The organism is Opacimonas viscosa (genome assembly GCF_024199005.1).
Classification (GTDB): Bacteria; Pseudomonadota; Gammaproteobacteria; order Enterobacterales; family Alteromonadaceae; genus Opacimonas; species Opacimonas viscosa.
Window position 1 is genome coordinate 1 of record NZ_JANATA010000017.1, and the last position, 20923, is coordinate 20923.

18 protein-coding genes and 1 pseudogene are annotated in these 20923 nt (G+C 40.5%); 1 reads left to right on the top strand and 18 read right to left on the bottom strand.

Features of this window, described 5'->3' with window-relative positions:
* Window positions 1–62: 62 nt before the first annotated feature.
* The 10 genes and pseudogenes from NLF92_RS09570 to NLF92_RS09615 form a co-directional block, all read right to left on the bottom strand.
* A pseudogene (locus NLF92_RS09570) lies at window positions 63–677 on the bottom strand (class 1 fructose-bisphosphatase); the annotation flags it as partial.
* Window positions 674–1741, bottom strand: coding sequence for a class II fructose-bisphosphate aldolase (gene fbaA / locus NLF92_RS09575; RefSeq protein ID WP_254101243.1), 1068 nt, complete (start codon window positions 1739–1741; stop codon window positions 674–676). The gene fbaA and the pseudogene NLF92_RS09570, both read right to left, overlap by 4 nt.
* A gap of 11 nt (window positions 1742–1752) precedes the next feature.
* Window positions 1753–2370, bottom strand: coding sequence for a bifunctional 4-hydroxy-2-oxoglutarate aldolase/2-dehydro-3-deoxy-phosphogluconate aldolase (gene eda, locus NLF92_RS09580; protein WP_254101245.1), 618 nt, complete (start codon window positions 2368–2370; stop codon window positions 1753–1755).
* A 70-nt stretch (window positions 2371–2440) separates the two neighbouring features.
* Window positions 2441–3364, bottom strand: coding sequence for a sugar kinase (locus tag NLF92_RS09585; RefSeq protein WP_254101247.1), 924 nt, complete (start codon window positions 3362–3364; stop codon window positions 2441–2443).
* A gap of 54 nt (window positions 3365–3418) precedes the next feature.
* The gene (locus NLF92_RS09590) at window positions 3419–4717 is read right to left on the bottom strand and encodes an MFS transporter (RefSeq protein WP_254101249.1); all 1299 of its coding nucleotides are present in this window, start codon (window positions 4715–4717) and stop codon (window positions 3419–3421) included.
* Window positions 4718–5065 (bottom strand): cupin domain-containing protein, encoded by a 348-nt coding sequence (locus tag NLF92_RS09595; protein WP_254101251.1) that lies wholly within the window; start codon window positions 5063–5065, stop codon window positions 4718–4720. It lies immediately after the preceding gene.
* 18 nt (window positions 5066–5083) lie between these two features.
* Window positions 5084–7276: a heparinase II/III domain-containing protein gene (locus NLF92_RS09600; RefSeq protein WP_254101253.1), complete on the bottom strand. Its 2193-nt coding sequence runs from the start codon at window positions 7274–7276 to the stop codon at window positions 5084–5086.
* Between the two features lie 17 nt (window positions 7277–7293).
* Window positions 7294–9549 carry a chondroitinase-B domain-containing protein gene (locus tag NLF92_RS09605; protein WP_254101255.1) on the bottom strand — a complete coding sequence of 752 codons (2256 nt, stop codon included), beginning with the start codon at window positions 9547–9549 and terminating at the stop codon, window positions 7294–7296.
* Between the two features lie 104 nt (window positions 9550–9653).
* Window positions 9654–10532, bottom strand: coding sequence for an NAD(P)-dependent oxidoreductase (locus NLF92_RS09610; protein WP_254101257.1), 879 nt, complete (start codon window positions 10530–10532; stop codon window positions 9654–9656).
* Window positions 10533–11244: 712 nt separating this feature from the next.
* A complete protein-coding gene (locus tag NLF92_RS09615) occupies window positions 11245–11619 on the bottom strand; it encodes a PH domain-containing protein (RefSeq protein ID WP_254101259.1) in 375 nt (124 codons plus the stop codon).
* A 116-nt stretch (window positions 11620–11735) separates the two neighbouring features.
* Between NLF92_RS09615 and NLF92_RS09620 the strand changes: the two genes are divergently transcribed.
* Complete coding sequence (locus tag NLF92_RS09620) at window positions 11736–12740, top strand: serine/threonine dehydratase (RefSeq protein ID WP_254101261.1); 1005 nt, start codon at window positions 11736–11738, stop codon at window positions 12738–12740.
* A gap of 138 nt (window positions 12741–12878) precedes the next feature.
* Here NLF92_RS09620 and pckA read toward each other — a convergent pair whose 3' ends face one another.
* The 8 genes from pckA to NLF92_RS09660 all read right to left on the bottom strand — a co-directional run bounded on the left by pckA (window position 12879) and on the right by NLF92_RS09660 (window position 20923).
* Window positions 12879–14480 carry a phosphoenolpyruvate carboxykinase (ATP) gene (gene pckA / locus NLF92_RS09625; protein WP_254101263.1) on the bottom strand — a complete coding sequence of 534 codons (1602 nt, stop codon included), beginning with the start codon at window positions 14478–14480 and terminating at the stop codon, window positions 12879–12881.
* A gap of 258 nt (window positions 14481–14738) precedes the next feature.
* Entirely contained in the window at window positions 14739–15713 is a 975-nt protein-coding gene (locus NLF92_RS09630) for an aldo/keto reductase (protein ID WP_254101265.1), read from the bottom strand.
* A 130-nt stretch (window positions 15714–15843) separates the two neighbouring features.
* Complete coding sequence (dinB, locus tag NLF92_RS09635) at window positions 15844–16920, bottom strand: DNA polymerase IV (RefSeq protein WP_254101267.1); 1077 nt, start codon at window positions 16918–16920, stop codon at window positions 15844–15846.
* Window positions 16921–16929: 9 nt separating this feature from the next.
* Window positions 16930–17163, bottom strand: coding sequence for a (Na+)-NQR maturation NqrM (gene nqrM, locus NLF92_RS09640; RefSeq protein ID WP_254101269.1), 234 nt, complete (start codon window positions 17161–17163; stop codon window positions 16930–16932).
* A 15-nt stretch (window positions 17164–17178) separates the two neighbouring features.
* Entirely contained in the window at window positions 17179–18195 is a 1017-nt protein-coding gene (locus tag NLF92_RS09645) for an FAD:protein FMN transferase (RefSeq protein WP_254101271.1), read from the bottom strand.
* 235 nt (window positions 18196–18430) lie between these two features.
* On the bottom strand, window positions 18431–19660 hold the full coding sequence (gene nqrF / locus NLF92_RS09650) for an NADH:ubiquinone reductase (Na(+)-transporting) subunit F (protein ID WP_254101273.1): 1230 nt from the start codon (window positions 19658–19660) through the stop codon (window positions 18431–18433).
* Between the two features lie 19 nt (window positions 19661–19679).
* Window positions 19680–20288, bottom strand: a complete 609-nt coding sequence (gene nqrE, locus NLF92_RS09655; RefSeq protein WP_254101275.1) for an NADH:ubiquinone reductase (Na(+)-transporting) subunit E — start codon at window positions 20286–20288, stop codon at window positions 19680–19682.
* Between the two features lie 2 nt (window positions 20289–20290).
* Entirely contained in the window at window positions 20291–20923 is a 633-nt protein-coding gene (locus tag NLF92_RS09660; protein WP_254101277.1) for an NADH:ubiquinone reductase (Na(+)-transporting) subunit D, read from the bottom strand.

Below are 20923 nucleotides of genomic sequence, written 5' to 3' on the forward strand. Positions count from 1 at the left end.
TTACAAGCAGCGTGATAGTCTAGTTATTTTTGCTACTTGAAATGGGGGGATTACAGATTTGGCCAATAGCGGTAATTAGCCATATTCACCGCAAAATCTTTACTAAACTCAGGGATAGAAAATGACTCTTGGGTTAATAGAAAACCACCATGCGTCAAATCTAAGGTGTAGCACCGTGTTGTGCTTCCTGTTGACATAACTAATAATGTAGACGGACCGTATAACACATATCCAGCACACAATTGGTTCTTACCTGGTTGAGCAAACTGGACTGTACTGTCATAAGCAACATCAGGCTGAGCTGGATAAATGGTAAATATCGTACCTATTTGGCCATTTACATCGATATTTGAAGAACCATCAAGCGGATCAAATGCTACTAAGAATTGACCTTCAGGGTTCACACCAACAACGTCATCTTCTTCCTCAGAAGCTATTGCCATGACACTATCATCTTCAGCAAGGAGGTCTTTGAGCAGTTGATTAGATAAAATATCCAGCTTCTTTTGGACTTCACCTTGGATATTTGAATTTAAAGTGGAGCCCAATACGCCAGCTAATTCGCCCTGACTGACTCTAAATGCAATTTCTTTGGTACTCGCTAGAATAGTCCTAATGAGCATTATCAACTGGGTATCAACACCATCTTGTTTTAGCACAGGAATTAATCTTTTCATTGGCTATACCTGTTCAGGCAATTCAAGTCAGCAAAACAAGTCTCAAGTCGGGTCACCATACTGGTTTCACATTCACGTAACCAGACACGAGGATCATAATGTTTTTTATTTGGCTTATCAGACCCTTCCGGATTACCCAGTTGACCTTGTAGGTAAGCTTGCTTGTCGTTGTAATAATTCAGTAAACCTGACCAAGTTGCCCACTGAGTATCAGTGTCGATATTCATTTTAACAACACCATAACCTAAAGATTCAGTTATTTTCTCAGGATCAGAACCGCTACCACCATGGAAAACAAAATTTAAGCTATTGTGTGGTAAGCCAAATTGGTCACTCACATAAGCCTGTGAATCTCGTAAAATGGTTGGTGTCAAAACAACATTACCTGGTTTATAAACGCCATGTACATTACCGAAGGATGCAGCAATAATGAAATTAGGGCTAATCTTACTCAACTCAGCATACGCATAAGCAACATCTTCAGGCTGGGTATATAGTGCAGAGCTATCTAAATGGCTGTTATCAACACCATCTTCTTCCCCCCCAGTACAACCTAATTCAATTTCTAGGGTCATACCCATCTTTGCCATACGGGCTAAATATTTTGCACAAATTGCAATATTTTCAGCTAGAGGTTCTTCCGAAAGATCAATCATGTGAGAACTAAACAAAGGTTTACCTGTTTGTGCAAAGTAAGCTTCACCAGCATCCAATAACCCATCGATCCAAGGTAGTAATTTCTTTGCAGCATGATCTGTATGCAACATTACAGGGATACCATAATGTTCAGCCACCTCATGGGTATACTTAGCCGCAGCCACCGCCCCCAAAACAGCCTTAGCATGCCCTTCTACAGGAATACCTTTACCGACAAAAAACTGAGCGCCACCATTGGATAATTGAATTATCACTGGTGAATTCACATTTTTTGCGGCTTCTAAAGTCGCATTTAATGATTGTGTGCCTACCACATTGACTGCAGGAAAAGCATAACGATGCTCTCTAGCATGCGCATACAATTCACCTACTTGTGCACCTACCACAACACCTGGTTGCATATTCATAACAAATCCTTTTATTGTTGAGCTAAACGACATGCCTCTGTAATACCAGCCCAATCTTGGGCGGCTAACAGATCTTTCGGCACCATCCAAGTACCACCAGCAGCAAAAACATTTGGTAATGATAGAAAATCTGCTTTATTAGCACCATTAATACCACCAGTAGGACAAAATGATACATCTCGGAATACTGATGATAATGCAGATAAGAAAGGTGCCCCACCTGCCAATGAAGCTGGGAACAGTTTTTGCTCCATAAATCCGTATTCATAAGCCTGTAGAATTTCACCTGTCGTAGAAACACCTGGTAAAACAGGAATGTCTAACTTAGCAAGTTCTGATAATAAGTGCCCTGAGACTGCTGGAGTTACGATGAAATCAGAACCCGCCTCTAATGCTTTTTGTAAAATCTGTGTATCAATGACAGTACCAGCTCCAACAATTAAGTCTGGTAATTCTTTTTTGATTGCAATAAGCGCTTCTAATGATGCTTCCGTACGTAATACCACTTCAACCAAATGCAATCCAGAATCTTGCATTGCTTTAGCAAGTAATACTCCTTCTTCTGGAGTTTTAGCCTGAATGATAGGCAAAAGGGTCTGTTCCGCCATTAAAGAGGAAAACTTTTTCATAATAAATCTCGTTTAAAAATTGAAATGAATGTGAATAGCAACGAAGCGTCGCTACTATTCCACTTCGCACTTAGCCCAACATTACATTGGCATAATCTTGTGCAGGGATGATTGCACCAGGAAACTGTATGACAGTGCCTGCAGCTTTAGCTGCAATAACAACCGCATCAGCAATACTTTGTCCTGATAACCGAGCTCCCAGGTAAACGCCATTAAAAGCATCCCCTGCTGACGTCGTATCAACAACATTTTTTACTGGTGTAATCGTGTGCTGTTGTGTCTCTCCAGCGTAGTGTGAGATAACAACACCAGGACCATTTTTAATAATGATTTCTTGTATTTGAAAAGGTTTGCAGAATTCAAGTAACGCTTCTGCAGTGTGAATATCGTATAAGGCAGTAAAATCCTCTACGCCTGGCATGACAATATCCGCAAACTCTAATGCTTTGGTAAATTGCGCTTTAGCTTCATCTTCACTCGCCCACAATCTAGCGCGATAATTAGGATCAAATATGATCGCAACACCTTGATCTTTTAACAATTCGAGTTTTTGCCAAAATAACTCACGTTGTTCTGGTGCAATAACAGCTAGGGAAATACCAGAGACAAAAACGTAGTCAGCCTCACCCAATACCGTTAATGCTGAGTCGTCTAAGTATTTAACAATCGTTCTAGCAGCAGATTGATTGCGCCAATAGGTAAATGAACGCTCTCCTGTGTGATCAGTCTCAATATAGTAAAGACCTAAAGTACGCTCTGGGTTTGTATAAATTGTATTTGTATCAATACCTTCTTCTAAGAGAACATCAAACATCTGTCGACTTAAATTGTCTGTTCCCATTACTGAAGTAAATCCAGTTTTAATATCTTTAAATGTGCGTTTTAGATAGACCGCAGAGTTGAAAACATCGCCAGCAAACGATTGTTTTAAGAGTCCAGGTTCAGTTGGCTTTAACTCAACCATACATTCACCTAGAAAATAAATAGATTTCATAATGTCCACTTAGAAAAAGTAAAGCCTTATGCGGTGCATAAGGCTTAATCATAGTTACGCTTTTGGTTTAAGCTGTTCTATTCTTGGGATAAGCACCCAAACGGATAATACTGCAGTCACCGCTAATGATGCACCTATAACAAAAGCTGGCGTGTAATTACCATCAGCTGTTAGGAAAGGTACTAAAGATGTTAAACCAACAGCACCAAGCTTGGCAGCCATACCAGCAAAACCAGCAAGGGTTCCAACTGCTTGCTTACCTAACAAATCACTTGGTAAAGTTTGTACGTTACCAATAGCTGTCTGGAAGCCAAATAAAATAACAGCCATAATAAGAACTGCTGTTACTGGACCACCTGGGTTGGCCATTGCCAATAAAGCAGGTAGCATAATCAAACAGCCCAAAGTAATAACAAGTTTTCTTGTCTTGTTTGCATCCCAGCCTGATTTCAATCGGTTTTGCGCTAACAATCCACCAAACCAAGCACCAAACATCGCACCAACGTAAGGCACCCATCCGTATATACCAATAGATTTAACATCCATACCGTAAACTTCGTTTAGGTAAATGGGGATCCAAAAAACAAATAACCACCAGATAGGGTCAATCGCAGCAGAAGCTAAGATAACCCCCCAGCTTTCTTTGCGTTTTAGTAACTCACCGGTAGAAGGGTTGTATTCATCGTCAGATACCGTGTTATCAGCTGTTACTGCTTTTTGACCTGTTAGAATATATTGACGCTCTTCTTCAGTGATCCATGGGTGTTTACCAGGCGGTGATTTAACTAACACTATCCATGGAACAATCCATAGGAAACCAATTGCACCAACTACCACAAACACCATTTGCCAGCTGAAATAAACCGTTAAGAAAGCAATCATTGGTATAGAGACAATACCACCGATAGCAGCACCTGAGTTAAAAATACCTTGGGCTAATGCACGCTCATTAATGGGGAACCATTCTGCGTTGGCTTTGGTTGCACCAGGCCAGTTACCCGCTTCTGCCACACCTAAGATTGCACGAACAATACTTAAACTAAGCACCCCTTGAGTAAAAGCATGTAAGATAGTCGCTATAGACCAAACACCAATGGATAAAACAAAACCCATACGTGTACCAATCCAATCAAATATTTTACCAAAGATAGCTTGACCAAAAGCGTATGCAAAAACAAACACAATAGAGATATTGGCATATATTTGTTTGCGCTCTAAAGCAGATTCATCTGGAAATAAATCTTCTACAATTTCTGGCCACAAAACACTTAAGGTCTGTCTGTCGATATAATTAATGATGGTCGCTAACGCAATCAACGCGATAACCCACCAACGTAATCCATTCAGTTTCATTTATTTATCCTCAACAAAGTCTTCACGTGCAGGACTAAAGGTATCAATCAAAATACCGCCTGTAGGTGATATCGCACCGTGCTCCGTGTGTGGTGGAATCAAACAGCTGTCACCAGCTTTTAGTACTTTAACTACACCACCGACGTTGAAATGAAATTCACCTTCCACAACGTATGTCACTTGAGAGTGACGGTGTTGGTGTGTGTAGGCTTCAATGCCCTTATCAAACCAAATTTTTACAGCCATTAGTTCGTGGTTAAAACCAAGCATCTGGCGTTTTAAACCACCACCTAAATCTTCAATAGGGGTCTCATCACCAAATAAAAAATGTTCGCTTTGTTTATTCATAATTAATCTCCAAATTTATTATTTTTGTGAAAACACACTTAAGCGACCGCTTAACGTGTATTTTGAATTTTTAAATGTCACTTCTTTTGCGTTCTGAGCAGAAGAATTAAGTGCGATCAAATAGTCATTACCCGCAATACTTAACTCAACAAACACAACATTATCTTGTTCGGTATAAGTTAAACTTGTCACTGTGCTGACCGCATCCAAGGTATATTCTTTACTTGGATTATATTCACCGTGCGGCTCTAATACTGATACAAAAGTGTGCTCATTACTCTTAACACGACGAATGAAACCTTGCTCATTACGCAAGTTAAAGTTTGGATCGGTAGCGCCTAACTGAGTGAATAAAAACGTTTCAGAACCATCTACTAAACTGGTTTGCGTATAAAAACGTCCGTTTTTATTTAACCAAGTCACTTTTGCTAAGCCAGAATCTGGGGTAGCTTGACCTTTTAACCATAAATGCTGATACCCATTGTCAGTGCCAAGCATCTGTAGGTTATTTGCTTTTGCCTGTAATGGAAAAGACGTATCAATCAACTGACCTAAATAATGTAAAGGGAGGTCATACTGCTGTTTCGACTGACCCGTCACTGCAAATACATCGACTACTACTGTTCGACCAAGCTCAGGCAAATTGACCAATGCCAATGTCCGGTCTAGATTTACACCTGGGTAGGCTGTAGCGATACTTGCTCGAGACACAGAACCCTCATCTGAGGTCTCAAAATATGCCAATGTTGGCCAATTTGCGTTACCCACTTTGACGTTATTATCAAAGTGTGAAATCTCATCTACCACCACAGTGTTATGCGCGACAGTGTGTTTTGCATAGCTATTATTTTCTGGCAGATAACGACCACCAAATTTAGCTTCTACATTTAAGAATCTAGCGGCACCATAATCAGATACAATCTCTTCTCCTAGGTCGTAGAACTGCCATGTAAGTTTGTCAAAATGACCGTGACCTAACCCTTGGGAGGCTGGCTTGAATAAGACGGACTGTTCCCCATCTAAATCGCTGCGCATAATAACTAAAGCACCTTGTTTACCGTCATTACCGTCACCGAACGCTACTGAGCGATAGGCATATGGTAACTGCAGTCCCTGATCTAAAGCTTCAGCAACTAATAAGCCATCGCCAGATAAAATCACTTGGTTTTGTTCTTCTGCAATCGACAATAAACCACGCTCACCTGATAAACCGTAAGCAATGGTAACACCGTGAACCAACTCAATTGTGTCTGTGCCTTTACTCTTGATCGCATCATTGATTGGGTAGAACAGGCCGGCATAGCTCAGTTGGATAGTTGTATCAATTGCCTTGTATACAATACCATCACGATATTCGAAAATTTTTCTTTCTGGTTCGTTATTTTCTATGGCTTTGGCAAACGTAATGAACGGAAGCAAAGCAAAGCGCTGATAGTAAGGCCCTTCGTTATAGTAACCTTGTGGAGAAAACAACTCATCTAGCTGACGTAAAAACCCACCTTTACCCGATTTTTCAAGGTCATATAAAGCCATTTCAACCCACTCAGGCTCGTCCAAGACATAACCAGCCATACCAACACCTGCGGTAGCCCAAGTACCATGGTTATGAACCTTGTTAAAAGTTGAAGGTTGACCAACAGAAAGGAACTCAGCCACTGGCTTTAATAAATCATTCTCTATAGTTGCTCTATCTGCGGCAGGAATGGCAGCCTTAACTAAGTCATATGCTTGTATGGTATAAACCATCCACATTGCTTCATTAAGACTTTGCCAGAAAAATTTACCAGGATTCTGAGAATTGACTTTACGTTTAGGGTGCACGTCGAGCGTCGGGTATAACTCCGCGTACTCCAACAGCATATCCTTTACAGAATCAGCATATTTCTGGTCTTCGCTTATTTGGAAGATAAGTCCAGCATTGTACATGTACTGATAATTTTTTTTATGCACTTCGTGAGTATAACCACCACCACCATCTTTAGGCACTGGAACATTGATTTCCTGAACGAGTTGACGATCAACCGTTGCACGTAAATCATTGTAAGCATTCTGAAAACGCCCTTCTTTTTGTACGCCTATACGCATAGCTACAACATCTGCTTGGGTTATTACCAAGTTAGGATTCTGAGCAAGGCTTGAGTGGCTTACACAACTAACTGTCAATGCTAATGCAACGACTGCCGTTATTTTTTTCCATGTACGAAACAACATATAATTACCTTTGAATATTATTTAATTTGTTTATTATTATCTAATACAGCTGTGTGAGGCCCTGGGAAACGTAACTCTTCAACTGTTACAAATGGCACTGTATTGTATGTGTTTTGGCGAATCACCGTCTTTGGCTCACCTACTGTGTGCTCGACAACGATGACTTTGGTATCAGCAAAATCATTTTGCTCAATGTCAGTCACTTGCACACCGTGAATAAATAAACTTGCACCTGTCTTGTTGCGCTTACCTTGACCAACGTTGTTAAGCGTATTCTGATTGACTAATAAATGTGGTCCAAAAGTACTTTCATCCGTCCCACCACGGTACAATTTAACTACTGCACCAGAAACATCTGTAAAAGCATTATTTTGAATATTGACATACTCGGCGTTGTAAATACCTAGGTCTTCTATTTCGGCATCCAGCTGTAAAATATCACCGCTAACCGCTGAAAATGTATTGCCTTGTAGGGTAATTTCATCAGCGAAGGCGCCTTTACCGGTAACAAAGAAATGAAAAGAATGATTAATGTTGAGATCCACAAAGCGTGAATTTGTTACACGCAAACGGTAATTTTCTATCATGCCCCATTTTTTGGTACGAATAACGCTGTTACCGTAAGAATCTGGACTCTTAGTACCCGAAACTTCAACACCATCTAGCGCTAAGCTTCCACCATCTAAAATTTCAAATAACGTAGATTTCTCAAAACCTAATTTAACTGAACCGGCTTCTTGCGCCTTGATGGTGAGCACCTTGTCAACAAACAATACGCGTGGCACTGTGAATTCACCGGCGGCTATTGCGATAGTATCGCCTGATTTGGCTACTTCAAATGCCGCTAACAATGCTTCTGGTGTTGCCTCAATTGCATGCGTCTCACCTGAACCAAACGCAATAACAGCTGGGACTTTGGGATACCATGAAACACCCGTTGTAGATTTATCAAGCACGCGTAGATCGCGTTTTGCGCCAATATTTAAAGACTTATCTTGTGGATAAAGTAAGCCGTTAGCCGCTCTTTCAAGAGTGACATTTTGTTGCTTTATGCCGTATTTCAATTCACTCAAAGGGGCTTGGTTCATGACATTGTCAGAAAATTTAATACCGCTGACGTCATCAAATAATGTAAATGGTTGCTGAGTCGTACGATTGATAATTAGATTACCTGACATGACGCTGTTAATAGGTACTGCGCTTCTTTCTGAGTCACTGCCAGCCGCTAATTGAATGTGTTCAACGTCAACTAGAGTATTATTTGTAATCGTTGCATTTTCAACTTGATGATAACGATTAATTCGAGAATTAGGTACCCCATTCATCACGGTAAAACCACTGCCAAAGCGATAACCAGTCAACCCCTCAAGATAGTTGTTACGGATAATTTGATCCTTGTTAATCACTCGAATACCACCGGTGTGCGGGACCTTATTACCAATGAAGACATTTTCTTCAATCAAGTTTCCGTTACCATGACGCATTGTTAACGTTCCTTGCGCCTCCAGGAATACGTTACCACGAATGATATTTTTGCCAGATTTCACCGAAATAATTTCAACTTCACCATTCGTTTGCTCAAAATAGTTGTTTTCAACAATGGTTAATGAATCGGTTAATGAATAATGGCTTGTGCCAATACGGAGTGTTTCACCACCGTTTGAACCAAATGTCGGACGATAGCCAAAATAGTTATGGTCGATGCGGTGTTGGTTTTGTTGGCTAGCTTCAGTATTTAAACGCACAGCAACCGTAACACCGCGGTTGCGCTTGCCAACAATATGGTTATGATCAAAACGATTATACCGACCATACAGCGCTACCCAGTAATCTGATTCTGTTTTGTCAGGGTTGTTAAAATTATCAATAACTGTTTGTGTCACTCGTGAGTGAAATGCCAGTTCAGAGCTGTCTTTGCGAAATTCGATGACAGAACTCGTTGGGGTATAGCCGTTTTTAAAAACCAACCCACTAACTTCTAAATATTGACCAGCAAGACGTAAATTAGATTGGCCGCTAATGATGACCTGACCTGCATTTTCTGCGGTTAAACGAATTGGTTCGTCAGCCGTACCTTGCCCTGAAAATAAAATTTCAAAATCGTGCCATGTGCCGTTTTTTAATATGACGGTATCACCTGCATTCAAGTTGTCTTGAATAGCATAGTATGCGTCTTTGGTTTCAATAAAGTACTCATCCGCATGAGCAAAGAATGCATATTGAGTGGTGAGGAGAAGGGAAAAAATACATGCGATTTTTTTAATTGAAACCATAAGTGACTCTTTCTAATAATTTATATATGAGTGTAAAAACGTGTAGGAATGGAGTATGACTCAGATAAAACACACCGTTTTATCTGAGTCATACTCAACAAACGTTATTTCGTTAACGTTTTAAAATAATCAAAAATCTCTGGTACATTGCCATTACCCATACCGGCTTCTAGAGCAGCATTGAGGTTAGCAGATGAGCCTTGCGCGATTAATGATTCTGTGCCTAAGTCTTCAACCATTTGTAGGAAGTAACCTAAATCTTTATTCGCATTAGCAATTGAGAAACCTAAGTCACTGACGTTATCGACTGCATAGTTTTTACAGAATTGCATGAATGGAGAACTTGAAGGACCTGTAGACATAATATCAAACAACTGTTGTCCGTCTATGCCAGCTTTTTCAGCTACTGCAAATGCTTGAGCCATAGTACAAACCGTTGTCATACCCATGAAGTTATTGATAAGTTTAGTTGCATGACCTGCACCTAACTCACCTAAATGGAAAACGTTTTCACCCTGATCTTCAAGAACTGGCTTAACTTTGTTAAATGTTTCAAGATCACCCGATGCCATAATGTTCAGTAGACCATCTTTAGCATGTGCAGGAGTACGACCTAATGGAGCATCGATCATGCCAGCACCTTTAGCTGCTAAATCAGCACCAATTTTACGAGTAGATGCAGGAATTGATGTACCAAAATCGATAAGTACTGAACCTGACTTGATACCCGCTAAAATACCATCTTCAGAATAAATTACGTGCTCAACAATTTTTGATGTAGTTAAGCAAAGCATTACGATGTCTGCTTTTTCTGCTAATTCTTTATTTGAACCGGCAACACTTGCACCACGTTGTACACAAACGTCAACTGCATCTTTATTCAAATCCATAACAATGACTGGGTAGCCTTTGTTTTGTAAATTCTCGACCATATTGCCGCCCATTAGGCCAAGACCGATAAAACCAATAGTAGGTTTAGACATGTATAACTCCTTAAATAGAACACACGTATTTCAAAAAAAAATTAGCGCTATCTGGTGCGCTAGCTACATAAAAAAGTGATTGGATTGATGAGTTTAATACTTGTCTAGGGACGCAATTAAAGTTTTGACCAAACCACATACCAAAAAGATATAACGCGATTACCAAATTGTCAACCAAAATAACAAATGGTTAACACATTTTGTAGTGTTTTTTTTACTTCTGTCAGCCGCATACAGCGAATTAGTTGTGGTATATTTCATTGTAAAAAAGGGAGCTTAAATTTACTGATAAAAGTCACCACCGAGAATGAACATTTGGATATTAGGGGGAAAGGTAAGAATAATGCTAGAGTTAGCGCTATCATAGGCTTTAGCAGTCGCTAACGCATAATCTGCGAGTTTTATGTCATCCGTTTTGGCCTATTAGCTAGATACAGTCAAACTTTTGTGAGCGTCTAACCTAGCGTCAAATCCTATGTAGAGTTGCTTTGCTTCAGTACTATCGCTTTACCACTTTGCTAATTATGGTTTTACCAATAAAGATAACCATGCCACTATTTTAAACGATACCCTACCCCATAAACGGAGATTAAAATATCTTCTACCTGAGGCAGGTATTGGCTGAGTTTTGCGAGTAATAAGTCAAAATTAGTGGTGATTTGATACCAAACCAAGGTAGTTAGCTAACACACCTACCTTGGCTTGGCGGCTGTTATTTAAATAAATTCGACGCTAATGCCTGTTGCACACCCATCGCACATTCGGGTGTGAGATTGACTTCTAATGGTGTACTTTGACCAGAAATATAAATTTTTAATTCTGATTCCATATCAAAACGACCCGCTGTTTCCACTTTGAATTGGGTGACAGATTTGTAAGGGATACTGTGATATTCAACTTTGCGACCAGTGATCCCTTGTTTATCGACCATAATCATCCGCGCCGTCGTAAAAACAATCATATCACGAACCAAAACATACGCTTTAGTGACTGACTCACCATCAGCTAGTACGGGACCTAACTCTTCCCTAACTTCTGTAATATCGACTTCTGATGCATTACCTAATAAACCATCGAGTAAACCCATGTAAACTTCCTTTTATTTGTTAATAAACGTTTTCAGTGTAGACTAAATTAATGTATGAGACCGAGTAAAAATGTTTCAATACGTGTCAATTTTTAATCTGGTACAGGAGTAATTTTGTGTCTTTACCTACGTTTTCTGATGTCTTAGCCGCGCAAGAAAGAATTGCAGATATTATTACTCCGACACCGATAGTGGCCTCTTCATTGTTAAATAGCTGGTTGGGGCATAAGGTATTATTTAAAGCGGAATGTCTGCAACGTACAGGTGCTTTTAAACTTCGTGGCGCGAGTAATTTTTTACTTAAATATCAATCTGAATATAGCCTACCCAATCATGTTGTGGCGAATAGTTCAGGTAATCATGCCCAAGCTGTTGCGTATGCAGGTGCTCAGTTAGGGTGTCCAGTGACTATTTTTTCTACTGCAAATATTTCCACTGTTAAAGCAGCAGCTACAACTGCATATGGTGCTTCGTTACAACTCTATCCCACCCGACCTGAAGCCGATAAAGCAGTCCAAGCTGCCGCTCAAACAGAGGGAACCGTATGGATCCCGCCATTTAACCATCCCGATATTATAGCAGGACAAGGCACCGCAAGTGCGGAGGCTTTTATGCAAGCCCAACAGCAAGGTGCCAAATTAGATGCGATTTTTGCGCCCTGTGGTGGCGGTGGTCTGGTCTCTGGAGCGGTTTTGGCAGCTCAAGGCTTGTCCCCAAGTACGGCAGTGATAGGTGTTGAGCCTGAAGTCGCTAATGACGCATCTATATCACTTCAACAAAATGAGATCTATACGCTAAAAGAAACGCCAATAACATTAGCAGATGGGGCTGCAACACCTGCAGTAGGAGATATTACTTTTCAGTTTTTACAACAACTCGATGGGTTTTATGAAGTTAACGAAACCCAAATTGCCTATTGGACCCAATGGTTACATCACTTACTCAAACTGCATATTGAACCAACCTGCTGTATGACTATGGCTGGTGTGGTGGCGTGGCTTAGTGAGCAAACTTGCCCCAAAACGGTCATGGTGATCCTATCAGGGGGTAATATCAGTCATGCTACCATGCAACAAATACATCAACAGGATTTCCTCGAACAGCCTCCCTTTCTGGACTAGAGAGTGAGTACAATAAGGAAGTTCATAGGTTAGTTATTGCGGGTAGCGAAGGAACAAAGAAAACTGAGACTCTAAGCGCTATATGAAAGTGCCAGGTTGAGTCTCAGTTGATGACCTGAAGTTATATTATCTTGTGTATTATAACTTAGGTCCCGCGGCAACTAATGCTGCGCCATTTTCAGTATCTGTGAATTTTGCAAAATTTTCGACAAATAGACCGGCAAGGTTTTCTGCTTTTTCGGTCCATTGAGAGGTATCAGAATAACTCTCACGTGGATCTAAAATATCTTTATTTAATTCATTTAAAGCCACTGGTACTTCCAAATTAAAAGTTGGAATCGTCAGTGTTTGTGCTTCATCAATCGAACCATCTAAAATTGCATCAATAATAGCCCGCGTGGCTTTTATAGAAATACGCTCACCAGTTCCGTTCCATCCTGTATTGACTAAATATGCTTGTGCACCAACTGATTGCATTCGCTTCTCTAACACTTCTGCATATTTTGTCGGATGTAGTGATAAGAAAGCCGCACCAAAACAACTAGAAAATGTTGGTGTTGGTTCGGTAATACCACGCTCCGTACCAGCCACTTTTGCAGTGAAACCTGACAAGAAGTAGTACTGAGCCTGCTCAGGTGTTAACTTTGATACAGCAGGTAAGACACCAAATGCATCAGCGGTTAAGAAAATAACCTTATTCGCATGGCCTGCACGAGAGATAGGCTTAACGATATTATCAATATGGTGGATTGGATACGATACACGCGTATTTTCAGTCACTGAACCATCATCATAATCCACTTCACCACCTGCTATTACTGTCACATTTTCTAACAGAGCATCACGACGAATAGCGTTATATATATCTGGTTCATTTTCTTTGCTTAGCTTGATTGTCTTAGCATAACAACCACCTTCAAAGTTGAAGATTCCGTTATCGTCCCAACCATGTTCATCATCACCAATGAGTTCACGTTTGGGATCTGTCGATAAGGTCGTTTTTCCTGTACCAGATAAACCGAAAAATATAGCAACATCACCCTCTTTGCCAACATTGGCAGAACAATGCATAGCAGCAATATCTTGTAATGGTAAGAAATAGTTCATCATAGAGAACATACCTTTCTTCATCTCACCACCGTACCAAGTTCCACCAATCAATTGAATTTTTTCAGTCAAGTTGAAAGCGACAAAATTCTCAGAATTCAAACCTTGCTCTTGCCAATTTGGATTGGTAGTTTTAGCACCATTCATCACCACAAAATCAGGTTCATAATCAGCTAATTCGGCTGCAGAAGGGCGGATAAACATATTTTTGACAAAGTGTGCTTGCCAAGCGACTTCCGTCACAAATCGCACTTTTAATCGGGTATCTTCGTTGGCACCACAAAAAGTATCAACCACAAATAAACGTTTATTAGATAACTGAGTAGTTACCAAAGTTTTGAGTTCAGTCCATACGTCTTGAGAGATGGCTTTATTATCATTTTTACCTTGATCAGACCACCATACTGAATTTTCAGTCAGTGCATCTTTGACAATATACTTGTCCTTTGGAGATCGCCCAGTAAACTGGCCTGTATTAACAGCAACCGCACCACATTCGGTGACTACACCTTTTTCATAACCTGATAATTCAGGACGTGTAGTTTCAGTAAATAATTGTTCATAAGATGGGTTATATACGATATCGGTTGCAGCAACGATACCGTAGGTGGCCAAGTCTTGGGCGATAGACATGTAGGGTACTCCTGGAGTTTGTAGGTACAAGGTTTGGGTAAATTATTAGATCTATCATGCTTTATTATTGTTATTTTCGGTTCTCAAGGAACATCATGATTAGATATGCGCACCCTCAGACTAACCGAGCCTATAGCCATTCTCAAGCCATAATACCCCGATTAATACTAAGTGATTAGACGATTTTTACTTTTACAGAAAACTCTTGAATTTGAAGTAACACCTTTGTGAAAAGCTTGTTAAAAACAGCATGTTTTTTTAAGGTAATTCCTCACCTCTGACCGCTACTAACAATGCAAACCAATCAGCATGACTTAATGTAAAAGATTGTGCTGAAACACATTCTTTTATTCGTTGTGGCTGCGTTGTACCAATTACGGGCTGAATCCCTTGAGGTAATCTGAGTAAAAAAGCTAACACTATTGCTGTTGCGCTAGTGGCATACTTATCGGCCAAGCTATGCACCAATTTAGCAATGCGGGCGTCAGTTGCTACAGAGCCCTCAGCTAGAGCGCTCAGGCTTTTTGAGAAACGTCCTTGCGCTAAACTTCCCCATGCTTGTAATTGGATGTTGTACAACTGTGCGTATTCTAACAAACCAGAAAAATCATTTTGCCCCTGGATACCAGCGTTATTTGCTGTGATATTGCTTTCAATCATGGGGTGGTGCCCCAAACTCATCTCTATCTGATTACACACCAAAGGAGTATTTAGTGCCGATTGTAATAAAGCTATTTGCCCAACACTCATGTTGGATACACCCACATGCTTGATCTTGCCTTGTTGCTGCAATAATTCAATTGTGCTTGCTACCTCACGAATATCCATTAATGGATCTGGGCGATGTAAGATCAAAATATCTAGCTGTGCTACAGACAATCTTTGGAGAATACCATCAACAGATTCGGTGAGATATTGTCCAGAAAAATCATAGCGTTTAGGACCAAGATCATCGGCAAAGCGAATGGCACATTTTGATTGCAAAATCATGTGTTCACGCAGGCTCGGCTGTTGCGAAAGCACTTGTCCAAAGGCCTGTTCTGCTTTACCGAAGGTATAAATATCTGCATGGTCAAAAACCGTAATACCGAGCTCTAGACACAGTTCAACAATCTCCTGCGTCTGCATCACGTCCTGAACGCCTACTGCGGTATCGTTCCAGCCTCCACCCAACCCCATACAGCCATAAACGAGTTGAGAAGCACTTGGTAAATGTGTGTTGATGGGTAACATTGTGTTCCTTGAAAAAAATAAGGCCTGGGACGCCAGTTAATTACGTTGCTATAAACCAAAGGTCTGTAGCCAAAAAGTCAAAAGTACTCGTACACAATACCAGAGCAATTATGATTTAGGTAATAAATCATTAAGCACCATCCAAAGGCAGTGTTAATTGCTCAATATCCGTTTCATCTTTTAGCCCTACATGAAGCCCTACTAGGCGTATTCCTCGCTCTTTGCGCCGCAATAAAATTTCAGACAGTAAGTCGTTAAAATACCCAGCATGAAACTCACTACGAGTATGCTCAATCGTGGTCTGCTGAAAATCATTGAATTTTAATTTTATGCCTTGGGATTTAATTCGTTTATCGGCGTGCGCATTAGCGATGCGGGCGACCAACTTGGGTAGCAAATAATCGATTACCTCGACCACTTCATCACGGGAGTAAATATCTTCTGATAATGTACGTTCAACACCTACTGACTTGCGCTGACGTTCCACTTGTAATGACCGATCATCAATCCCGTGACAACGATTCCACAACAAAGCACCAAATTTACCCAATGTTTTGTGCAAACGGGCAAATGGAAACTCTCTAATATCGGCGCAGGTAAACAAACCCAAGGTATGTAGCTTTTCTAATGTGACTTTGCCCACACCTGGTATTTTCTTTAATGGTAATTCAGCAACAAATTTGTCGACATCATCAGGGGCAACTACACATATGCCGTTCGGTTTGTTTTCGTCTGAAGCGACTTTAGCAACGAACTTGATCGGTGCCACACCTGCTGATGCAGTTAGCCCAGTTTCAGCTTCAATCACGCGGCGAATATCTTGCGCTATCAACGTTGCTGAACCGCCAAATAATGGACAAGAGGTCACATCAAGAAATGCTTCATCCCAAGATAAAGGTTCGATAATCGGGGTATAGCGAGAAAAAATTTCGCGGATCTGATCGGAAACTTCTTTATAAACGTCCATCCGACCTTTGACGAGGGTTAGGTCAGGACACAAACGCAAGGCATGAGCAGTAGCCATAGCAGAACGCACACCGAAAGCACGTGCAGGATAGTTACAAGTAGCGATAACGCCGCGGCGGTCAGAACTCCCACCTATAGCGATAGGAATGTCTCTAAGGGCTGGATTATCGCGCATTTCGACAGCAGCATAAAAACAGTCCATATCAATATGTATGAGCTTGCGCGAATAAGACACAGACATCAACCGCAGTTAAATGATTTTATCTTTTTCCCATTCTGCTATTTTTTTCTGGCGCGCTTCTTCTCTCGCCATACGTTCTTTTTTACGATCACATGGCTCAGGACAATCACATGCTTTTGCTATACCCAGCGCACCTAAACCACCACAACTTCCAGCAATAGTTTTACGTTGTAAAATATAACCAACTGCCATGGCTAGCACCATAGCCACAAAAAATATAAACGCTAAAATAAACGTACTCATACTATATCCAATAAATTACTTGATGACTTTTACTATTGTAGCAAATGCTGGAGACTGATACTCAACAAACTCTTCACCCTCTTTAGAAACCAACAGAACAGCAATATTATCACGCTCTGCGATTTCCATTGCCGCCTGTGTGCCAACAATACTTAAGGCTGTAGCCATACCATCTGCAGTCATAGAAGAAGGATGGATAACAGTTACAGAGACCAAGTTATGTTGAATAGGATACCCTGTTTTAGGATCAATCAGATGTGAGTAGCGGATGCCATCTTCCTCGTAATAATTTCTATAATCACCAGAGGTCGCAATAGCATTGTCACCTATAGCAATAATACGTTGGATGGCACGTTGCGTAGAAAGGGGCTTTTCGATAGCTACACGCCACTCTTGGCCAGTTGACTTAATGCCGGATAAACGCATCTCTCCACCAATTTCTACCAAATAATCAGTAATTCCATAAGACTCAAGTAGTTCCGCTAAAGCATCAACACCATACCCTTTAGCTATTGGCGAAAGGTCAATATACAAATCATCTATCTTTTTACTGATTTGTTGCCCCTGAAGGACAATATGCTCTAAACCAACAGATTGCATGGCTAACGCTATTTCTGCATCACTTGGAATGACTTCTGGACGTTTTTCTGGCCCAAAACCCCACAGATTGACTAACGGTCCTAAGGTGACATTAAGTGCACCATCGGTTAACTCACCCAAACGCAATGCTTCATCTAACACTAATCGAGTTTCAGCACTAATCTGTACCGGCGTGTTAGCAGGTGATTGATTAATAACGGATAACTCTGAATCTGGAATATAAGTCGACATGAGCTGATTGACAGAGATAAGTTTTTGCTCAATTTCGTTATGTAATTCGACGCTATCAATATTTGGATCCGTCACAAACTTTACATTGTATGTCGTCCCCATAGTTTTACCTGAAAGGTAAGTTTCTGGCTCTACTGTTTGTACAGCAGGTTGACAGCCAACCAAAAACAATAAAAAAGATACGACAATAAGTTTTTGCATTATAAATTCCAGATACACTCTAACAACACTTATTCTAGCTTTTTAGGTGTCTAGCGACTAGCCTAGAAGTGTTGAAATAGACTATTTTCGTATAAATAAATGAACGTGCTACAAACGACACAAAATGAATGAACAATACAGCTGTATTGCTAGAATATAGCCACCAGTAAATAGTCCATTGTAAAAAAAATACCAGCACAAGGCTGGTATTTTAACATCTAATTACAGCAATGAATTAGCCACCGAAATCATCAAGCATGATGTTTTCGTCTTCAACACCTAAATCTTTTAACATGTTGATAACTGCAGCATTCATCATAGGTGGACCACACATGTAGAACTCACAGTCTTCTGGGGCTGGGTGATCTTTCAAGTAGTTTTCCAATAAGACATTGTGGATAAACCCTGTATCACCTTCCCAGTTATCTTCTGGCTGTGGATCAGATAATGCAACATACCAATCAAAGTTTTCGTTTTCTTTTGCAAGCATATCAAAATCTTCTACATAGAACATTTCGCGCTTGGAACGAGCACCATACCAGAACGTCATCTTACGGTTTGTTTTGATACGACGTAATTGGTCAAAGATGTGTGAACGCATTGGTGCCATACCAGCACCACCACCAACAAAGACCATTTCTGCATCAGTATCTTTAGCGAAGAATTCACCAAACGGACCAGAGATAGTGACTTTATCACCTTCTTTGAGGCTCCAGATGAAAGAAGACATCTTACCAGCTGGCAAACTAAGGTTATTAGGTGGCGGCGTAGCAATACGCACGTTCAACATAATAATACCTTCTTCTTCTGGGTAGTTAGCCATTGAATAAGCACGGATTGTTTCTTCGTCTACTTTTGACTCTACATCAAAGAAACCGAAATGATTCCAATCTGGACGATACTCTTCTGGTACATCAAAATCTTTGTATTTAACATGGTGAGGTGGCGCCTCGATTTGAATATAACCACCAGCACGGAATGGTACAGACTCACCATCAGGAATAGCTAGTTTTAATTCCTTGATGAAAGTCGCCTCGTTATTGTTAGAAATAACAGAGCATTCCCACTTTTTAACACCAAAAATTTCTTCTGGTAATTCAATATCCATGTCTTGCTTAATCGCAACTTGACATGCTAAACGACAACCGTCTTTCGCTTCACGCTTAGTAATATGATCCAACTCAGTTGGTAAAATTTCACCACCACCTGATTTGATATCAACGCGACATTGACCACAAGAGCCACCGCCACCACACGCTGAAGAAACGAAAATACCAGAATCAGCTAAAGCACCTAACAACTTACCACCTGGCGAAGTTGTGATGGCTTTTTCTGGATCACCGTTCACTAAAATCTGTACGTCACCCTCAGGTACCAATTTCGACTTGGCAAACATGATGATGAATACTAGAGCAAGAACGATCACGATGAACATTCCTACACCTAACATAACCTCACTATTCATAATAAACTCCTGAGGCGGCTTATACCGCAATACCTGTAAATGATTGGAAACCTAAAGCCATTAGACCAGTAATCATAAATACTGAACCTAAACCACGGACACCTTCTGGCATATCCGCATACTTTAATTTTTCACGTACTGCTGCTAACAAGATGATAGCTAGTGCCCAACCAGCGCCACTACCTACACCATAAACAACACTCTCTGCGACCGTATATTCACGTTGTACCGCGAACGCTACACCACCAAAAATCGCACAGTTTACTGTGATAAGCGGTAAGAAAATCCCTAGTGCATTGTATAACGCTGGGAAAAACTTATCTAAACTCATTTCAAGAATCTGAACTAACGCAGCGATTACACCGATAAACGTTAAGAAGCTCAAGAAGCTTAAATCAGCATCTGGGAAACCTGCCCAAGCTAACGCACCTGGCGCTAGAATGTTAACGTAGATTAATTGGTTCACTGGTACAGAGATACCTAATACTACGATAACTGCGACACCTAAGCCCATTGCAGTTGAAACTTTTTTAGATACGGCCAAGAAAGTACACATACCTAAGAATAATGAAAGTGCCATATTCTCTACAAATATAGAGCGCACTAATAAAGCTAAATAATGTTCCATGTTTATTCCTTAGGTTCAACTTGCTCAGGGCGAATAGTACGGATAAACCAAATCATGCCGCCAATTAAGAAGAAAGAGCTAAATGGTAGGATAAGTAAGCCATTCGCCTGATACCAACCACCATTAGTGATTAATGGTAAAATTTCATAACCCAAAATGGTACCGAAACCAAATAACTCTTTAATTGTACCAATAACAATTAGGATGAAGGAATAACCTAAACCATTGCCGATACCATCTAAAAAGCTCATAGCGGGTGGTGACTTCATCGCGTATGCTTCGGCACGACCCATTACGATACAGTTAGTGATAATCAAACCAACGAATACCGAAAGCTGCTTTGAAATCTCATAAGAATAAGCTTTCAAAATTTGGTCAACAACAATTACCAATGAAGCGATGATAGTCATTTGAATAATGATACGCACACTAGATGGTATGTGGTTGCGAATTAACGAAATAAACAAGTTAGAAAATGCTACAACGGTCGTTAATGCCAAAGACATAACCAACGCAGTTTCTAGTTTAGTGGTAATCGCTAGTGCAGAACAAATACCAAGTACGTGTAATGCAATCGGGTTACTGTCTAAGATTGGCCCAAACAGAGCCTTCTTCATTTCTTTAACATCAGCCAT